The organism is Mesorhizobium sp. B4-1-4, from assembly GCF_006439395.2.
In the GTDB taxonomy this organism is placed as follows: Bacteria; Pseudomonadota; Alphaproteobacteria; order Rhizobiales; family Rhizobiaceae; genus Mesorhizobium.
On sequence record NZ_CP083950.1, the window covers coordinates 6,256,674 to 6,273,176 of the forward strand.

Below are 16,503 nucleotides of genomic sequence, written 5' to 3' on the forward strand. Positions count from 1 at the left end.
TCTTAAGCCTCATCACCAACGAAACCCGCGACCCATGGAACCTAGAAGCTATGGCTATTGATCATGAGCGAGACCTCGGTCTTGCTAGAGAATTTTGGCAAAACCCCTTCTCCATTCACAGCCCAGCACTCGCAGCATTGATGAGAGAGCTGCGTCGCGAAGATCCGGCGAATCGCCACTTTCTCCTTCTGGTCGACCCTGGAAGGAAGTGGATGCTGGCAAGAACTGACAGCCATAGCGCGACCGGCTTCAGTTTCTACGAGGACAAACTCTTCGATTCGCCAGAAGAGGCTGAGTGGGAGATTTTTCGTCTTCGATGGAAGAGGATCACGGGTCGTGAGCTTCCTCTTTCGTTTGAACGCGGAGCGAATCAATGAGCGACAATGTGCCTGAACTCAGAGTGGTGGGATATACGGATCGTCCTAACTATCACGCTGGAGATCAGATATCCGTTTACGTCAGTGCCTTGGGTCGCGATGTCGCATATCGACCGAAGGTCGTTGAGCTTGTCTGCGCCAGCTCTGACATCAAAGGTCCTGGTTTGCAGGAGCGAGAAACAAGCTTCGCAATGCTGCAGCCTAAGGTGGCAACGCAGCAAGCTACGCTCACCGGCTCCTTCATTCAGACAAGCTTCACGCCCTCGCCGGATGTCTCGTTTTATTCGCTTGGGGCGATTATGAAGCCTTCAAAGCCAATGAACCGGCGCCAGGCGCTCCTGTCCACCCTGCGCGCCGATGATGGAACTGGTCTTAGCCTGTACCTCAATGAAGACGGATATCTGTGCCTCCGCATCGCTACAGATGCCGTCGTTATCGACCATCAAGGGCCGTTCGTGGAGGTCGGAGAATGGCAACTCGCCGCGGCCGAGATCGACGTGGCGGCGGATACTATTACGCTCCGCACATCTCGCGCTGGTGTCAACTCGACAAGGTCGCGGCCGGCGGATATGCGCGTTACCAACATGGGTGCAGAACGGTTTGAATTTTTCGGCACTGATTTGCGTATTGCCGCCGACCATTGCGCCTCCGGACCTTCAGAGGATGGAACAAACTGCTTCGACGGAAAGTTAGAAGCTCCCGCCATTTTCTACCGCAGATTGACCGTTGTTGAATGGTTGAAGTGGGAACAGGGGCAACCTCCCGCAGATGCCGCCGCATGCTGGGATTTCTCGATTGGAATGAAGACTTCAATAGTGACGGATATATCGGGTAACGGACACCCAGGGCGGTGTATGCAGCTACCCGCTCGTGCGGTCACGGGGGCGCGGTGGACGGGAACTTGCCACTCTTGGGAACTTCACCCCGAACAGTACGCAGCGATTAAATTTCATTCTGACGATCAGTTCGATTGCGGCTGGGATGTCTCATTCGAAATAGAGATCCCGGAAGACTGCCCAAGTTCCGTCTATGCCATAAAGCTCGAGAATGCGAGCGTTCCTGAGTATATCGTTTTCTTCGTGTCGCCATCTGAAGGTGAAAGATGTCAAGACGTCGTTTACCTAGCGTCGACGGCCAACTATCTTGCCTACGCGAACTGGGGGCTGTTCGATCGGCTGGAATACTTTGAGCCGGCACGGGGACGATTGACCTGCGCTGGGCCCGAGGATGTCGCACTGTACTGCAACCCGCGGTTCCAGAAGTCTGCCTACGATTACCATAAGGATCGGTCTGGAATTAGATACTCTTCATGGCGGCGCCCAATATTTAATCTGCGGCCTGACACTCGGCTCTCCAGTTTTTCAGGAGATAGCTTTGTGCTGTCCTGGCTAGATGCAATCGGGCAGGCTCACGACGTTGTAACCGACCACGACTTGCATCAGCGAGGTGCTCACGCTCTTGACGGATGCAAGGTGCTGATCACCGGTTGCCATCCAGAATATTGGTCGACTCCCATGGTTGCGGCCTTGCAGGCTTTTCAGGAATCAGGCGGCAGTCTTATGTACCTAGGCGCAAATGGGATGTATTGGCGCATCGCGTTTAGCGAAGAATGGCCCAATGCAATAGAGGTGCGTCGATCCCAAGGCGGTTCCGGGGCCTGGAAGAGCGAGCCTGGCGAAGATTGCTTGGCTTTTACCGGCGAAACGGGCGGGATTTGGCGTAACAACGGGGCAGCGTGTTATCGTCTGCTCGGTGTGGGTACAACCGCGATGGGCTTTGATTTTGCTACACCCTTCTATCGCAATCCGGCCTCCTACGATGGCAGGGCGAACTTCATTTTCGAAGGCGTGAAGGGGGAGGTCATTGGCGACTTCGGAATAGGATTTGGAGGCGCGGCTGGTCAAGAGATCGATCGATGGGATCCAGATCTCGGCTCGCCAAAGCATGCGCTCGTCTTGGCATCATCCAAAGGCCATTCCGACAATATGCTCGGTGTGTTGGAGGACTTTGTAAACACTACATTAGCAGCAGGCGGGACGATGAATGCCAAGGTCCGGGCTGATATGGTGTTCTTCGAGACGGGGTTCGGTGGTGCGGTGTTCTCGACATCCTCGATCTGCTGGCCGTCCGCGCTTCCTATCAATGGCTTTGACAACGACGTCGCAACCATCACGACCAATGTTCTCAAACGCTTCCTCAAGCCGGAAAAATTCGATCTACCTTGATGAACGGGATCCAAATCTTCAGAGATCATAATTTCATTCAGGATAGCCCCAGGCATCCAGGCAAGGCCCAAATCGTTGATGCCAGAACTCTCCAGAAAGTAAGACAATTATAGGCCGAGAATAGTAGATGATTAATAAAGCATTGGAAAAAGTCGCGGTTGTTTCCGGTGGCACGTCAGGTATCGGTTTCGCCGTGGTCAGGCGACTTCTGAAGGAAGGTTTCAGGGTTGGCTTTTTCGGATCTTCCGCCGAGAAGGTGCAAAGCGCCCGATCGGAACTGCTGGGAGCCGGTATAGACAAGGAGAATTTCGTTGCATGCCCCGTCGACCTACGTCACGAAGAGAAAATTGACGAGTTCTTCGATATGGTTGTCGCTCGTTTTGGTGTTATTGGTGCGTTGGTAAATAACGCGGGTATTTCCCCAAAAAGAGACGGCAAGAAGATCCCGCTGCATGAAACATTGCTGTCAGAATGGCGCGATGTGATTGAAGTTAACCTCACTTCTTCGTTAACATGCACACAGAAGGTATTACCATCAATGATAGCGGCCCGCTACGGGCGTATTGTGATGATGGGTTCGATCGCCGCGAGAGCTCTGCCTCGTTTCGCCGGAACCGCCTACGTCGCCTCGAAAGCGGGCTTGGCTGGCCTTGCCCGTGGCTTGACTTCTGAATATGCGGCATTCGGCATTGTGACTAACACCCTGTGTCCAGGCAACATCGCGACAGGGATGACTGGAGACGTAGGATCGCCACAAAACGTCGCCGCTGCCCTTACCATTCCAGCGGGACGCATCGGGCTGCCCGATGACCTATCTGGACTAGTAGCTTTGCTCTGCTCACCCGAAGCAGAGTTCATAAATGGCGCCACCATAGACGTTACCGGCGGCGAATATATCTGCCCCTGAGGCTGGTGAGGGACATATTGCCTCGTTAACTGCAGAGCCAGGCCAACGGACATTCTGCAACGCCATTTCACCGGGCCGGGGTTGTCGGCAGGAATAGTCCGTGTGTCCTCCTCCGTGGCTGAAATGGCTCACCCTGCTCCCAGGGCTGACTCTCTATTCGTCAGTTGAAGTCTCATGCGCTTGTCAAGCTTTCCGCCTCGCCGGGGCGTGACGTTTTTCTCGGGGTATGCTTCCCCGCGGGATCGGCGCTCGTCGCCGTTATGGGGATCAGAAGAATGAGGCGGACAGAGATACTGGCTTTGGCGTTGCCGTCGATGCCAAAGGAGTTAATGCGACAAACGTCGTGATAAAAGGCGGCGTCTAAACTGATGTGCAAAATTATTGAAAACCCGAGGCATTACGCCCGTGAAAAATGCTACACGAGTCTTCTTTCTATGTACTTGCTGTATCTCGACATTGAGAAGCAAAATATAAAGTAGATCAGCGAGATCGTTATGAACATCTCCAGGCCAAAACCTTGCCACGCGGGGTCGACGATCGACGCTTTCCCGGAGGATAGGAGGTCGAAGATGCCGACGACCAGGACCAGCGACGTGCTCTTGAAGATGGAGATTGCAGTACTGACCAGCGGCGGAAGTGCGTTTCGCAATGCCTGGGGAAGAATGATAAGCATCTGGATCCGCCAGTAGCGCAGCCCGAGTGCCATTGCCCCTTCAACCTGGCCAGACGGCACGCTCTGCAGGCCGCCGCGTACCACTTCCGCGATATAGGCGGCGGAAAACAGAATCAGCGCCAGTTGCGCACGCAACAGCTTGTCGATGTCGATGCCTTGGGGAAGGAAGAGGGGGAACACAAAGCTCGCCATGAACAGAAGGCTGACCAAGGGCACTCCACGGATGAGCTCAATATAGCCGATACACATGATCCGGATCGCCGGCAAGGCGGTTGCCTGACGGCCCAGGGCGACAAGGATGCCGGCCGGAAAGGCTGCGAGAATACCGAAAGTCGACAAAAGCAGCGTAACCGGAAGGCCGCCCCATTTGTCCTGCGGCACGAAGGAAAGGCCGGCGACGCCGCCCCACATCAGAACCGCTACGGCGACGAGTCCAGCTACCCAGACGAGCAGGAGACCGCGCCTCCAGCATGCGGGGATGGCGCTGATGACATAGAGGCCGATGAGGAGCACACATGCCGTTGCTGGTCGCCATTGCGCCTCGTAAGGGTAGGTGGCGAAGAGCATGAAACGGTACTTCTCGCCGACCAGCGCCCAGCAGGCGCCGTCATGAACGGCACGGCAGGGACTCGAATCGCCCGGGGGAGCCGTCCACACGGCATTGAGTACCGACCAGTCGAGGAAGCGGGTGAGCACGGCGAGAGCGACCAGCGAAAGTAAGATCGTGGTCAGGCCGCTTGCAACCCCGGCGAAGAAATTCGCTCGTACCCAGCCCGACATGCGGCCGAGCCTGCCTTGGTCTCGGCTTTTGTACAGCACCAGCGTCATTTTGCCCCTCCCACGACCGCCACGCGTAGGTTCAGCCAGTTCATAAAGGTCGAAATTGAAAGGTTGACCAGTAGGAACGCGCCCATAATGATCGCGACGCATTCGATCGCGCGACCGGTGTCGGTGATGATGCTGTTGGCGACCGCGACCAGATCTGGATAGCCGATGGCTATGGCAAGCGACGTCATCTTGGCGAGGTCGAGATACTGGTTGGTAACGGGCGGAATCATCAAGCGCAGCGCCTGCGGGAGGACCACAAGGCGTAAAGTCCAGCTGCGCCGTAGGCCGAGCGCTGCGGCGGCCTCCCATTGCCCTTTCGGTACGGAGAGAATGCCGCTCCGAACGATCTCGGCGATGAATGACGCATAGTAGATGGTCAAGCCGAGAACAAGCGCCGTCAGCTCCGGCGAGATGGTGCGGCCACCGACGAAGGCGCGTCCTTCCAATACCGGCAGCGTGATTGTCATAGAAGCCAGGCCGACCATCGTGCAAACAAACGCCACGGCGAGGCATCCCTTCACGCCGGCACGCGATACGGGGCCGGATGTGAAGGGGCGCATTGTCATTCCGGTCACCAGGAGCGCGGCTGCACCCGCGAAGAGCGTCATTGAACTGAAGCCGAGATTAATTGCTGGGATCACAAGCCCTCGATTGGAGAGGAACGCTAGGTTGCCGACTGAAAGCGCTGTGCGCAGCGAGGGCAGGCGTTGCAGGACGAGATAGATCACAAACAGATGCGCAAGCAGAGGGACGTTGCGCACGAACTCGACATAGGCGGCGGCGAGGCGGGACGCGACATAGTTGCCGGACAGCCGGGCAACGCCGAGAACGGTGCCGAGGATCGTGGCCAGAAGAATGCCGAACGCCGCCACCAGAACCGTGTTGAGGAGCCCGACCAGAAGCGCCCGGTAGTTGGCGTCTCCGGGCGCATAATCGATCAGGGTTTCTCCGATCGGAATGTTGGCGGGACGCAACAGGAAGTCTAGACCGAAACCGGCACGGCGCGCATCGAAATTACCGATCGCATTCCAAAAGAACCAACCGGCCAGAGTGGCGACGGTGCCCACCGCAAGCATCTGCCAGGCGATGCGGCGATTGTGGGGATCCTGTAAGGAAAACCGGTTCATCGGCACGCCGCGTCCATTACAATCCATAGGGCATCAAAGATGACGCGGTGAGCAGCGGCGGAGAATTTTCGGTTCCGCGCCGCTGGCCGTCAGTTGAACGGCGCCGAGTACATTAACCCGCCGTCGCTGGCGAGCGCGTTTTGGCCTCGCGCCATATTGACAGGCGAGTTCTTGCCGAAATGGCGATCGAATATCTCGCGATAGTTGCCGACCGCCGCGATGACCTTGACAAGCCAGTCCTTGTCCAGCCCGAGCAGCTTGCCGAGTTCATCCTGGGCGCCGAGCATGCGTCTGATCGTCAGATCCTGACTGCTGGCGGCGAGTTCTTTCACATTAGCCTGTGTAATACCTCGCCTTTCTGCTTCCACAAGCCCGTAGTGAACCCAGCGCACGATCGTGAACCACTCCCAGTCATTGCGAGCAACGTAGACCGAATAAGGATCTGCTGACATCAGTTCGTCGAGCACGATATAATCGGCGGGGTTCGGCGACATCGTCACCTGCACACCGGCAAGATCGGCTGCGCCGGCAATGGCCGCGTCGCAACGTCCGGCGAGGAACGCTTGGAACGTGTCTTGAAATTTCTCCAGTTGCACCAGCTTGTACTGGAAGCCCTTCGCTTTCATTAGATCGGCGAGGCTGCCCAGCGCGGAATTCCCTTGGCTTATACAGAACGTGGCGTTGTTCATGTCATCGCTGGACTTGATGCCGGAATCCCGCCGCACAATGAAACCGGCGCCGGTATAGAAATTGGTAACGACGGAGATCACGCCGAGCGATGCGTCGCGCGTCAGATTGACGACACTATCGCGCGCCAACATGTCGACCTCGCCGCCCTGAAGAGCTGCAAAGCGCTGCTGGAGAGTAAGCTGCACGAAGGTGACCTTTTCCGGATCGCCGAGAACGGCCGCGGCAACGGCCTTGCAATAATCGACGTCCAGCCCGCCCCAATGGCCTTGGCTATCGAGCTTAGAAAAGGTGGGGATCGATCCACCGACGCCGCATCGAAGGGTTCCCTGTGAGCGCACTTTGTCGAGAGTGGCGCCCGCATGCGCTGTCGTTGCGAAGCCTGCGACTAGCAGGGCCGAGGCCAATATCGGTAAGAAGGTCCTTTTCATTGTTGTCTTCATCACTCCCATGGCGAATTTTCCCAAACATGCTGGACGGCATCCACGAAGGCGTGGGCCAGAACCTCGATGTCGGTATCGCTCATTGGGGTCGACAGGGCGCCTGAGCAATTCGGTACAACGAGGAAGCCCTGCTTGAGCAAGGCGAGATGAATCTTGGCCAGTGCGACCTTCTGCGAAGAGGTGGCCAAGGCCGTCCGGAAGTTGCTTATGGGGTCGGTTTTCAGGTGAAATCTGAAGAAGGAGCCCGTTCCGCTCACCTGCGCGCGAAGCCCCTTCGCGGCGAGACCGTCGGCTAGAAGACCGCGCAGGCGCTCGCCCAACCTGTTCAGCCGCGCCACCGCAGCCTCGTCATAGTGGTCGAGGGCGGCCAGCCCTGCCGCCATGGTGAGAGGATTGGCGGTGAACGTACCGCCGTGTGAAACCGCCGGCTTGCTCTTAGTGTGGTCGAAGACCGCCATATGCTTAGCCGGTCCTGCGATCGCGCCTACCGGCAGTCCACCTCCGATGATCTTGCCCAAGGCAACCAGATCAGGTTCGAAGCCGTAGAGTTCGTGAGCGCCGTGGTAGCCAAGCCTGTAGGAAACGACTTCGTCGAGAACGAGCAGGATTCCATATTCGCGGCACGCATCCTGAACGGCGTCCCGGACGTCTTTACGCATAGGTACCATGGCCACACGCGAGGAAAGAGGATCCACCAAGACTGCAGCCAGACGATCGCGATGTCGGCCGATCAATTCGACGCAGGTCTGTGGATCGTCGAACGGCAAGACCAGCACTTCCGCTGCGACCGAAGTCGGCGTGCCTTTGGCGTAGAGCACGCTGTTGGGGACCGTGTCGCCCCAGTTCTGCGCGGAGGAGTCGAGGCTCACCTCCACATAATCATAGGCGCCGTGATACGCGCCTTCGAACTTGGCGATCATCGGACGGCCTGTGATGGCACGTGCCGCTTTGACGGCAAACATGACCGCCTCAGTGCCTGAGTTGGCAAAACGCACCTGTTCCAGCCTTGGCGACCGCCTGCTGATCGCTTGCGCCAGCGCAGTTTCTGAGGGCGTCGGCAGGCTGAATGCGGTTCCGGCATCCAGTGTCCTATGCAGCGCCTCGATCACGGGAGGAAAAGCGTGACCGTGCACTAGCGAGAAGAAGTTGTTGGCGCAGTCGAAGATCCGTCGCCCATCCACATCGGTGATCCAGCACCCGCTACCGGAAGCGGCGTAGGGTGGGTGCGGCGGAAAGAATGGCGCCGCCCGCATACTGCCGCCCGGCGTGATGCGCCCGGAACGCTCAAACTCTGCCCGGGATTTCGGTCCGAGAACCTCACCGCTGTTGTGTCCTGCATTGGTGATCGATTGCATTCGGGGATCTCGCTGATGAAAGCCTTATTGACCCGAGCCTAGTACCGTCTGTTTCTAGTTACGTCAAGATGAACCATTTGATCCGAATCTTGATTGCGTGTCACCATGCTTGCCGGGAGCGGTAGGAGAGATTGCAATCATCCGCTGCTCAAGTGGTTGTCGCCTGACAAGGAGCCCGGCTTAGAATTCTCTTTCGCGAGTGAGCATGCTAGTTTGGCGTGCCACATGATCTCGACGGGTCCTCCGCTGCGTCGTCTCCGCCGACAGGTCCTGCAACGTCAGCGCCACCACGCGCTCGGCGACTGCAGGCCCGAGAGGCGGAATGCGCCGCGACTTGTCGCGCAGCAGTCCTTCGAAGCTTTCGGGCGGTGAAGCGCTCCTGCCATCACCACACGCAGGTCTTGGACTTGCCGATTTAGCGCAAGCGCCGTATGCCGCATCTACAAGGGCACGGCTGCAACCCAGTCGCTGGAGCCAGTTCAAGCTCTCCAACGATCTGAAGTTCGTTGCCAAACTGCGCGACGTCGTCGGCCTCTACGTCGATCCGCCTGCTCACGCCATCGTGCTGTTTCGGCCCACGGAAGAGCCAAATTCAGACGCTCAACCGCGCCCAGCCCCGCCAGCGCATAAAAAAGGAGGACTCGGCACATGATTCCACGACTGCAAGCGTAATGGCACGACCACCCTGTTTGCAGCCCTCAGCGGGCTCGACGGCAGCGTTATTGGTAAGAACATGCGAGGCACCGCCATCAGGAGTTCATCCAACCCGGCCAACAAGGCCATCCACGTCTTCGACAACCACGCCGTCCATAAGTAGCACGCTTGGCTCGACAGCCATCGCCGTTTCACCTTCCACTTCACGCCACTTCGGCATCCTGGATCAAATCAGGTCGAGCCGTGGTTTGCAGAGCGCTGACGAGAAAGCGTTCCAGCGAGGCGCATGTCGTACCACCGCAGAAACTGAAAGCCGGCATCGGCGCTTTCATCAAAATCCACAATAAGAACGCCACCGCATTCAAGCGGGTCAAATCCGCTAACTAAATCTTCGCGTCAGTCAAGCGCTTTTCCCCATGGACAATGAGGCGAACTACAGAGTCAGGTGGCTAGCAACTAAATAATTGAGGCGACGCTAACAGACGCAATATCCCTCTCAAACGACAAGGGCTTGAAAGCACTGTATTTTCCGTGCGATACGGTTCGCTTAGAAAGATTCCAAGGTTAAGAGCTGCAAGAACATGTGTTATCTTTAATGGACAAGGCTGATATCCATAGCGCTCTGTTATCATTGGCTTCTGAGGTCGGCGGGCACATGGCGGTGGCAGCTAATTATCTCGTAGCCCGTCCGGACGATGTCGCGGTGCATTCCATGCGTGATATCGCAAAGTATGCCGATGTCCCGCCGGTAACGCTGGTAAGGCTAGCGCAACGACTCGGCTTGCAGGGATATGGAGAGCTACGTCAGCGCTACATTGACGCCATCTTGGAAGAAACCGGTCAGGGGAGCCACGCCGCGAGAAGGAACGTGGAAAGCGCAAGAGCAATTGTCGCTTCAACCAAAGGCGAGCACGGCGTGGCTGATTTCGCCGCTGCCTTCTTTAAGGCCGAGAGCGTACTGCTGCAACGGGCGAGCGCGGATCTCTCCGCAGAAAAGCTATCGCGCGTTGCCGAGCTTCTGGCCAACGCCCCAAAAGCGTTCGTTGTCGGTCGCCGCACATGCTTTCCGCCAGCTGTAACTTTGGCTTACGCTCTTCGTAAAGCCCGTCCGAACGTCATCCTCTTGGACGATTTCTCCGGTGCGCCGGAAGCGCAACTGGATGATGTTGCTGCCGGCGACGTTTTGCTGGCATTCACGTTTGCTCCTTTCAGCCGTGTTACTGACATGCTGGTAAGGAAGGCTGTAAAAAGCGGGGCAATTTTGATTGCGGTGTCAGATTCCGCTGCGGCGCCTCTGCAAAATCTGACGGAAGGACTGTTATTTCTCACGCCCACCATTAGCCGTGCATTTCCTGAGTCCGCAGCCGGTGCGACGGCTCTGGCGAATTTGTTTGCGGCACTGACAGTAGCTAAACTCGGCGGGGTAGCGCACGAGCGCATTAGAAACAATGAGGAGTTCTTAGTAGGGTCCGGAGAATATCTTCGCGCTCGCGTTCGTACTCGCCAAAAAACTAGCACCCGGGGCCGTTAACGTCCGCTGTCAGAACAACTGTGGCGATGCATGAACGCAGGTATAGGCAGATCGTCGGTACTTCGACGGCCCGGTTGTTCATACGCTGAAAACCCAGCCCACGCGTAGCGAAAGGTTGGACTGCGCACGTACGCAGGCGAGGGGCGTGAGTGCGTATTGGCTTGACCCTCGAATGAGCCGAACGCTGCCTCTGCGGTGCTGACTTTGAAGCCTTCAATGCTATTCCGTTTTCTGGTCGTGCGACCGGCACTTTCAATTCTGTGTCCAAAAAAGTTGCAAGCTCCGTGGCCACGTCGGATGGCGAGCGTCGCATCGAAGCGATGGAGCACTGAATTCCTTCCTGTCGATTGGCTTTTGCCTTGTAGCGGCAAAATGACTGTTGAAGCGGTGGGTCCAGAGTCGCCCAGCTTCCCCGTGTCTTTGGCTGTTTAAGATGGCGCGTCTTCAGTTCGCAAAAAGGTGACGGAGCATGACGGTCTCCTCACAAGAGACCACATGAACCATATGGTCCACTTGCATAATGAATCATCGCGTGGTTCAATATCGGAAAATTGAACCAGGCCAAGCTCGCACTCATCGCAAAAAGTGACGGACCTATGGAATACACTCAGATCGCCGTGGAACGCCGCGGTAACGTGGCCTGGCTCTTTCACGACCGTCCCGGTGCACGCAACGCCGAAAGCATGCAGCTTCTTGACGAGCTTGATCATGCTTTGCAGTCAGCGATCGATGCTGAGGACGTGCGCGTGATCGTGGTCGGTGGCAAAGGCGATCACTTTTCAGCTGGCCACGATCTCAAGGAGGCACAGGCCAAGCGTGCAGAATTTACTGTTGAAGAGCGCTTCGCGTACGAAGAGCGCCGTTATCTCGGCTACGCAATGCGAATCTGGGATTGTCCCAAGCCTACGATTGCCAGCGTGCAGGGAGCTTGTGTCGCTGGTGGTTTCATGGTTGCCAACATGTGCGACATGATCGTGGCCTCTGACGATGCTTTCTTCGCCGATCCAGTCTGTAACACGCTGGCCAGCGCCGCCGTCGAAGTGTTGTGTCATCCTTGGGTCATGGGTTTGCGGACCGCAAAGGAGTTCCTTTTTACCGGCCGCCGCATGAGCGCGGAGGAGGCGCAACGGGTCGGCATGGTAAACCGCGTCGTGCAACGTGCTGAACTCGAAGCTGCCACGACGGAGCTTGCCGAAAAGATAGCCGTTGCCCCGCCTTTTGCCACGATGCTGACCAAGCGCTCACTCAACCGGACGGCCGATATGCAGGGCTTCAGGAATGCGCTCCAGAGCCATTTCGATACGCACCAGCTCTCGCACGTAAGCGACGAGTACCGTCGCATGCGCGAGCAGGGCATTGCGGCTGCCATTTCGCGCGGCAGGAATCAAACCGCGGGCTGAACGCGTTCGCACCATCGTGTGAGAGCAGAAGAGTCTTCACAAAGTCGAGCAGCGCATGAGCACCGTCGGATCTGGAGCAGTCGAACATTCTTACCCGTGGGTGAAGTCCTATCCGCCCGCCATTCGTTGGGACGCGTCGATCCAATGCTTCTCACTCGGCAATTACCTGGCCCGCAGCGTGGCGCGATATCGCGACCGCACCGCCTTCATCTACCGCGACAGCAAGATAAGCTACAACCAGTTTGGTGTGTACGTCCTGTCGGTCGCTGCCGCCTTCACGGCGATGACAGAGGCGGAGACCGGCATCGCCCTTTATCTGCCGAACACCCCTTTTCATCCAATTGCGTTTTTTGGCGCGGCCTCGGCTGGACGACGAATCGTTCAGCTCAGTCCGCTTGATGCGCCAACAGAGCTTGCTCACAAGTTGCATGATTCCGGCGCACGTGTGCTCGTCACAATCGCTCTGCCGGAGCTTATCGAAAAGGCCCTTGCGCTGAAGGCCGAAGGGCTGGTCGACCGGCTGTTCGTCGCTGACGACGCGTACTGGGGGACTGCGTCTGAGTTGACTGCCATCTCTGTGGACGCGGAGCCGTTCACTGCCCTTTTTGACACAGTGCCTCTAGCCACGCCCGTCGCCGTCGATGCGAGCGAAATTGCACTGCTACAGTATACTGGAGGGACCACTGGCCTGCCCAAAGGCGCCATGCTCACGCACGCCAACCTCACGGCTGCCGCCGAGATGTCGGCGTATCTGCAGTCGGTTCGCGGGCGTCCTGAAGATAATCCCGACCGCGTGCTCCTCGTCCTTCCCCTGTTTCACGCCTTCGCCCTCACAGTTCTGATTCGACATATTGGACAAGGGAACATGCTGATCATCCGTCAGCGGTTCGATCCGGATCAGTGGCTTGAAGACGTCAGCAGGCTCGGCGTCACAAGCTTCAACGGCGTGCCAACGATGTGGATCGCACTGTCCAATCATACCCGTCTAAAGGATTATGACCTCTCCTCGCTGACGTTGCCGACCTCTGGCGGGGCGCCCTTACCAGTTGAAGTTGCCCGCACTTTCGAGCGGCTTACAGGTCTACGCATCTTTCCGGGATGGGGTATGACGGAGGCTGCCGCTATCGGAACGCAACATTCTCCAATCGGCGAAATTCGCGATGGATCGATTGGCTTGCCACAGCCAAATTTTGAGGTCGAGATCGTTGATCTTGAAGATCCGACCCGCCTCCTGCCACCAGGCGAGACGGGCGAGATCCGCATACGTGGACCGAACGTGTTTAAGGGCTACTGGAACAATGCCAATGAAACCCGCCGCGCTTTCGTCGACGGCTTCTTTCTGACTGGCGATGTCGGGTACATAGACATTGACGGCTATGTATTCCTGACGGATCGCAAGAAGGACATGATCCTATCGAGCGGGTTTAACGTCTATCCACGTGTGATCGAGGAGGCCGTCTATAGCCATCCTGGCGTGGCTGAGTGCATCGTCGTCGGCGTCCCGGATTCCTATCGCGGCCAATCTGCCAAGGCTTTCGTGTCGCTGAAGTCCGGCGCTCAGCCCTTCACACTCGACGAACTCAGGGCATTCCTGTCGGGACGGCTTGGCAAACACGAAATGCCAGCTGCGCTCGAAATCCGCGACCGACTTCCAAAGACCAACCTCGGCAAGCTCTCGAAAAAGATGATTCTCGAAGGCGAGGGCGCGCATGCTGCGGCGACCAAGCCTCAAGAATAAGGATTGGAAGACTATGGACCTTCGCTTCACCGAAAAAGAACGCGCATTTCGTTGGGAAGTCCGCGACTTCATCGAGGCGAATTTGCCCAGCACAACGCGCGAGCACATGGCTGCCGGTCGCAGACCGACACCGGAGATGATCATCGACTGGCAGCGGAGGCTTAATACCAAAGGCTGGGCCGTACCGCACTGGCCCATGGAATGGGGCGGTCGAGACTGGTCCGCGGTCAAGCGCTATATCCTTAAGGAAGAGATGGAGCAGACGCCGGCGCCGAGCCTACTCGCGTTCAACGTGGACATGTGCGGCCCGATCTTGCTTGCCTTTGGCACCGAGGAGCAAAAGAGGCGATTTCTACCGCGAATGGCAAATCTGGACGACTGGTGGTGTCAGGGTTTTTCGGAACCTGGCGCTGGATCCGATCTTGCGAGCCTAAAATGCTCCGCACGGCGCGAAGGTGAACTCTATGTCGTTAATGGGCAAAAAGCTTGGACCACCTATGCCCAATACGCGAACTGGATGTTCATGCTCGTGCGCACCGACCCATCGGCGGCCAAGCCTCAAGAAGGGATTTCCTTCCTGCTCGTCGAGATGAATTCGCCCGGCATCACGGTTCACCCCACCATCACCATCGACGGCGTGCATGAGGTCAACGAGGTGTTCTTCGATGATGTCACGGTGCCGGCCGGCCAACTGGTCGGGGAAGAAAACAGGGGATGGGACTGCGCCAAACTGCTGCTCTCCAACGAACGAACAGGGCACGCGAAAGTGGGGCCGTCCAAGGAGCGCATCCGCCGTCTTAGGACCATTGCGTGCCAGCCGATCAATGGCGCAGCCCCATTGATTGAGGATCCGCTGTTCGCTGCGCGCTTGACCGATGTCGAGGTCCAACTGAAGGCGCTGGAAATGACAACGCTTCGCGTGCTCGCTGAGGAGAACCGCGTGCTAAGCCAAAAGAGGCCTAATCCTGCGTCCTCCGTCTTGAAGATTCGCGGCTCGGAGATTCATCAGGCCATCACCGAGCTATACGTGATGGCTGCTGGTCCATACGGTCTTGCCAGTTCGATCGGTGAAGACGGCCCTGAGGCGATGGGTCCAGAGTGGGCGACACTTGCCTATCCCACCTTTTTCAATATGCGGAAGCTCAGCATTTACGGTGGATCGAACGAGATCCAAAAGACCATCATGGCCAAAGCATTCCTGGGACTCTGAAGGCAATGGATTTCGATCTTTCAGAAGAACAGACCTTGCTGCAGGACAGCCTCGCCAAGCTGTTAGGTCGTGCTTACAGCTTCGAGCGGAGGACAACCTATCTCAAGGGATCGGAAGGTTGGTCGCGTGACGTTTGGGCGGCGCTTGCAGAGATCGGGGTTCTCGGACTGCCTTTTGCCGAGAGCGACGGTGGTTTCGGTGCTGGGCCCGTCGAAACGATGTTGGTCGCCGAGCAACTGGGCCGGGTTCTTGCGCTTGAGCCCTGGCTCGCGACCGTGGTGATCGGCGGGGGGGTCCTGCGTCACGGCGCTGAGGCATCGATACGCTCCGACTATATTTCCAAGGTAGCGTGCGGACATAAGATCTTAGCCTTCGCCTCTACCGAACCGCAATCGCGGTACCGGCTCGATGATGTGGCGACGTCTGCGCGCAAAGAGGGGAAGGCCTGGCGCATCGATGGTCGTAAATGCGTTGTCCTGCATGGAGATACCGCGGACGACCTGGTCGTCACGGCACGCATCTCAGGCGGTCAGCAGGAACGCAGCGGGATCGGCGTCTTTCTCGTTCCGACTTCGGCAGCGGGTGTGAGCCGTCGGTCGTATCCCTCGTCGGATGGCCTCCGCGCTGCAGATATTGTATTTGATAACGTTGTAATCGACCCCGAGGCCCTGTTGGGAACTCCGGAGAACGGCATCGAACTCGTCGAGCGCGTGGTCGATGAGGCGATCGCCGCCTTGGCGGCCGAAGCAGTCGGCTGCATGCAGGCGGCGAACGAGCTGACGGTCGAATATCTCAAGACCAGAAAGCAGTTTGGCCGAATGATTGGCTCATTTCAGGTGTTACAACATCGGGCTGCGGAAATGATCATCTCGCTTGAACAGGCGCGTTCCATGGCGATGCTGGCTGCCATGACCGTCGATGAGCAGAACGTCGATGAACGCAGACGCATCATGAGCGCTGTTAAGATCGAAGTCGGAAGAAGCGCTCGTAAGATCGGTCAGGAAGTGGTGCAATTGCACGGAGGAATCGGCATGACGATGGAGTACCTCGGCAGCCACTTCTTTCGCCGCCTCGCAAGTATCGAAACCATGTTTGGCGATGCAGATTATCATCTGGGGCTGCTTGCTCGCGCGGGAAGCGTTTTCCGTTCGCCCACGGCGCGCTTTGACTAAGCCATTCCTTGAGCTCAGATGGAATGTTTTCCATGGCTTACTTCATTCTTGATAGCAGTACCATGCCTGCAAAAACCTAACGCAGAGTCGTGTGTGTTCAGCGTCGTAAATTCGGACCTTTCGCTGCTCGATCAATCTATCTCGCACAACGTTCTTATCCCCTGGAAGGAACTGAC

General features: G+C 57.3%; 14 protein-coding genes. 9 read left to right on the plus strand and 5 right to left on the minus strand.

All coding sequences use genetic code 11. The features are described from left to right. The first annotated feature begins 50 nt into the window (after positions 1-50). The 3 genes from FJW03_RS29915 (at position 51) to FJW03_RS29925 (ending at position 3,509) form a co-directional block, all read left to right on the plus strand. Positions 51-377: a hypothetical protein gene (locus FJW03_RS29915; RefSeq protein WP_140767104.1), complete on the plus strand. Its 327-nt coding sequence runs from the start codon at positions 51-53 to the stop codon at positions 375-377. Next, positions 374-2,602, plus strand: coding sequence for a N,N-dimethylformamidase beta subunit family domain-containing protein (locus FJW03_RS29920; protein WP_140767103.1), 2,229 nt, complete (start codon positions 374-376; stop codon positions 2,600-2,602). Before FJW03_RS29915 ends, FJW03_RS29920 begins: the two co-directional genes overlap by 4 nt. A gap of 127 nt (positions 2,603-2,729) precedes the next feature. Continuing rightward, a complete protein-coding gene (locus FJW03_RS29925; protein WP_140767102.1) occupies positions 2,730-3,509 on the plus strand; it encodes an SDR family NAD(P)-dependent oxidoreductase in 780 nt (259 codons plus the stop codon). Positions 3,510-3,924: 415 nt separating this feature from the next. Here the strand turns inward: FJW03_RS29925 and FJW03_RS29930 are convergent, their stop codons facing one another. From FJW03_RS29930 to FJW03_RS29945, 4 genes are all read right to left on the minus strand, one after another. Further along, the gene (locus tag FJW03_RS29930) at positions 3,925-5,010 is read right to left on the minus strand and encodes an amino acid ABC transporter permease (protein ID WP_140767101.1); all 1,086 of its coding nucleotides are present in this window, start codon (positions 5,008-5,010) and stop codon (positions 3,925-3,927) included. Further along, the gene (locus FJW03_RS29935; RefSeq protein WP_210240620.1) at positions 5,007-6,137 is read right to left on the minus strand and encodes an amino acid ABC transporter permease; all 1,131 of its coding nucleotides are present in this window, start codon (positions 6,135-6,137) and stop codon (positions 5,007-5,009) included. Before FJW03_RS29935 ends, FJW03_RS29930 begins: the two co-directional genes overlap by 4 nt. A gap of 89 nt (positions 6,138-6,226) precedes the next feature. After that, a complete protein-coding gene (locus FJW03_RS29940) occupies positions 6,227-7,276 on the minus strand; it encodes a transporter substrate-binding domain-containing protein (protein ID WP_140767099.1) in 1,050 nt (349 codons plus the stop codon). Beyond that, the gene (locus FJW03_RS29945) at positions 7,267-8,622 is read right to left on the minus strand and encodes an aspartate aminotransferase family protein (RefSeq protein WP_140767098.1); all 1,356 of its coding nucleotides are present in this window, start codon (positions 8,620-8,622) and stop codon (positions 7,267-7,269) included. Before FJW03_RS29945 ends, FJW03_RS29940 begins: the two co-directional genes overlap by 10 nt. A gap of 322 nt (positions 8,623-8,944) precedes the next feature. Between FJW03_RS29945 and FJW03_RS29950 the strand changes: the two genes are divergently transcribed. Beyond that, positions 8,945-9,274 (plus strand): hypothetical protein, encoded by a 330-nt coding sequence (locus FJW03_RS29950; protein ID WP_140767097.1) that lies wholly within the window; start codon positions 8,945-8,947, stop codon positions 9,272-9,274. 205 nt (positions 9,275-9,479) lie between these two features. Here FJW03_RS29950 and FJW03_RS29955 read toward each other — a convergent pair whose 3' ends face one another. Next, positions 9,480-9,641 carry a hypothetical protein gene (locus FJW03_RS29955; RefSeq protein ID WP_181173365.1) on the minus strand — a complete coding sequence of 54 codons (162 nt, stop codon included), beginning with the start codon at positions 9,639-9,641 and terminating at the stop codon, positions 9,480-9,482. Positions 9,642-9,871: 230 nt separating this feature from the next. On the opposite strand from FJW03_RS29955, the gene FJW03_RS29960 reads away from it, so the two are divergent. From FJW03_RS29960 to FJW03_RS29980, 5 genes are all read left to right on the plus strand, one after another. After that, positions 9,872-10,807 (plus strand): MurR/RpiR family transcriptional regulator, encoded by a 936-nt coding sequence (locus FJW03_RS29960; RefSeq protein WP_140767096.1) that lies wholly within the window; start codon positions 9,872-9,874, stop codon positions 10,805-10,807. 551 nt (positions 10,808-11,358) lie between these two features. Continuing rightward, complete coding sequence (locus FJW03_RS29965) at positions 11,359-12,207, plus strand: enoyl-CoA hydratase (RefSeq protein WP_226890526.1); 849 nt, start codon at positions 11,359-11,361, stop codon at positions 12,205-12,207. Between the two features lie 55 nt (positions 12,208-12,262). Beyond that, a complete protein-coding gene (locus FJW03_RS29970; RefSeq protein WP_140767213.1) occupies positions 12,263-13,945 on the plus strand; it encodes an AMP-binding protein in 1,683 nt (560 codons plus the stop codon). Positions 13,946-13,958: 13 nt separating this feature from the next. Beyond that, on the plus strand, positions 13,959-15,155 hold the full coding sequence (locus tag FJW03_RS29975; protein WP_140767212.1) for an acyl-CoA dehydrogenase family protein: 1,197 nt from the start codon (positions 13,959-13,961) through the stop codon (positions 15,153-15,155). A 5-nt stretch (positions 15,156-15,160) separates the two neighbouring features. Then, positions 15,161-16,327, plus strand: a complete 1,167-nt coding sequence (locus FJW03_RS29980) for an acyl-CoA dehydrogenase family protein (RefSeq protein WP_140767211.1) — start codon at positions 15,161-15,163, stop codon at positions 16,325-16,327. The last annotated feature ends 176 nt before the right edge of the window (positions 16,328-16,503 follow it).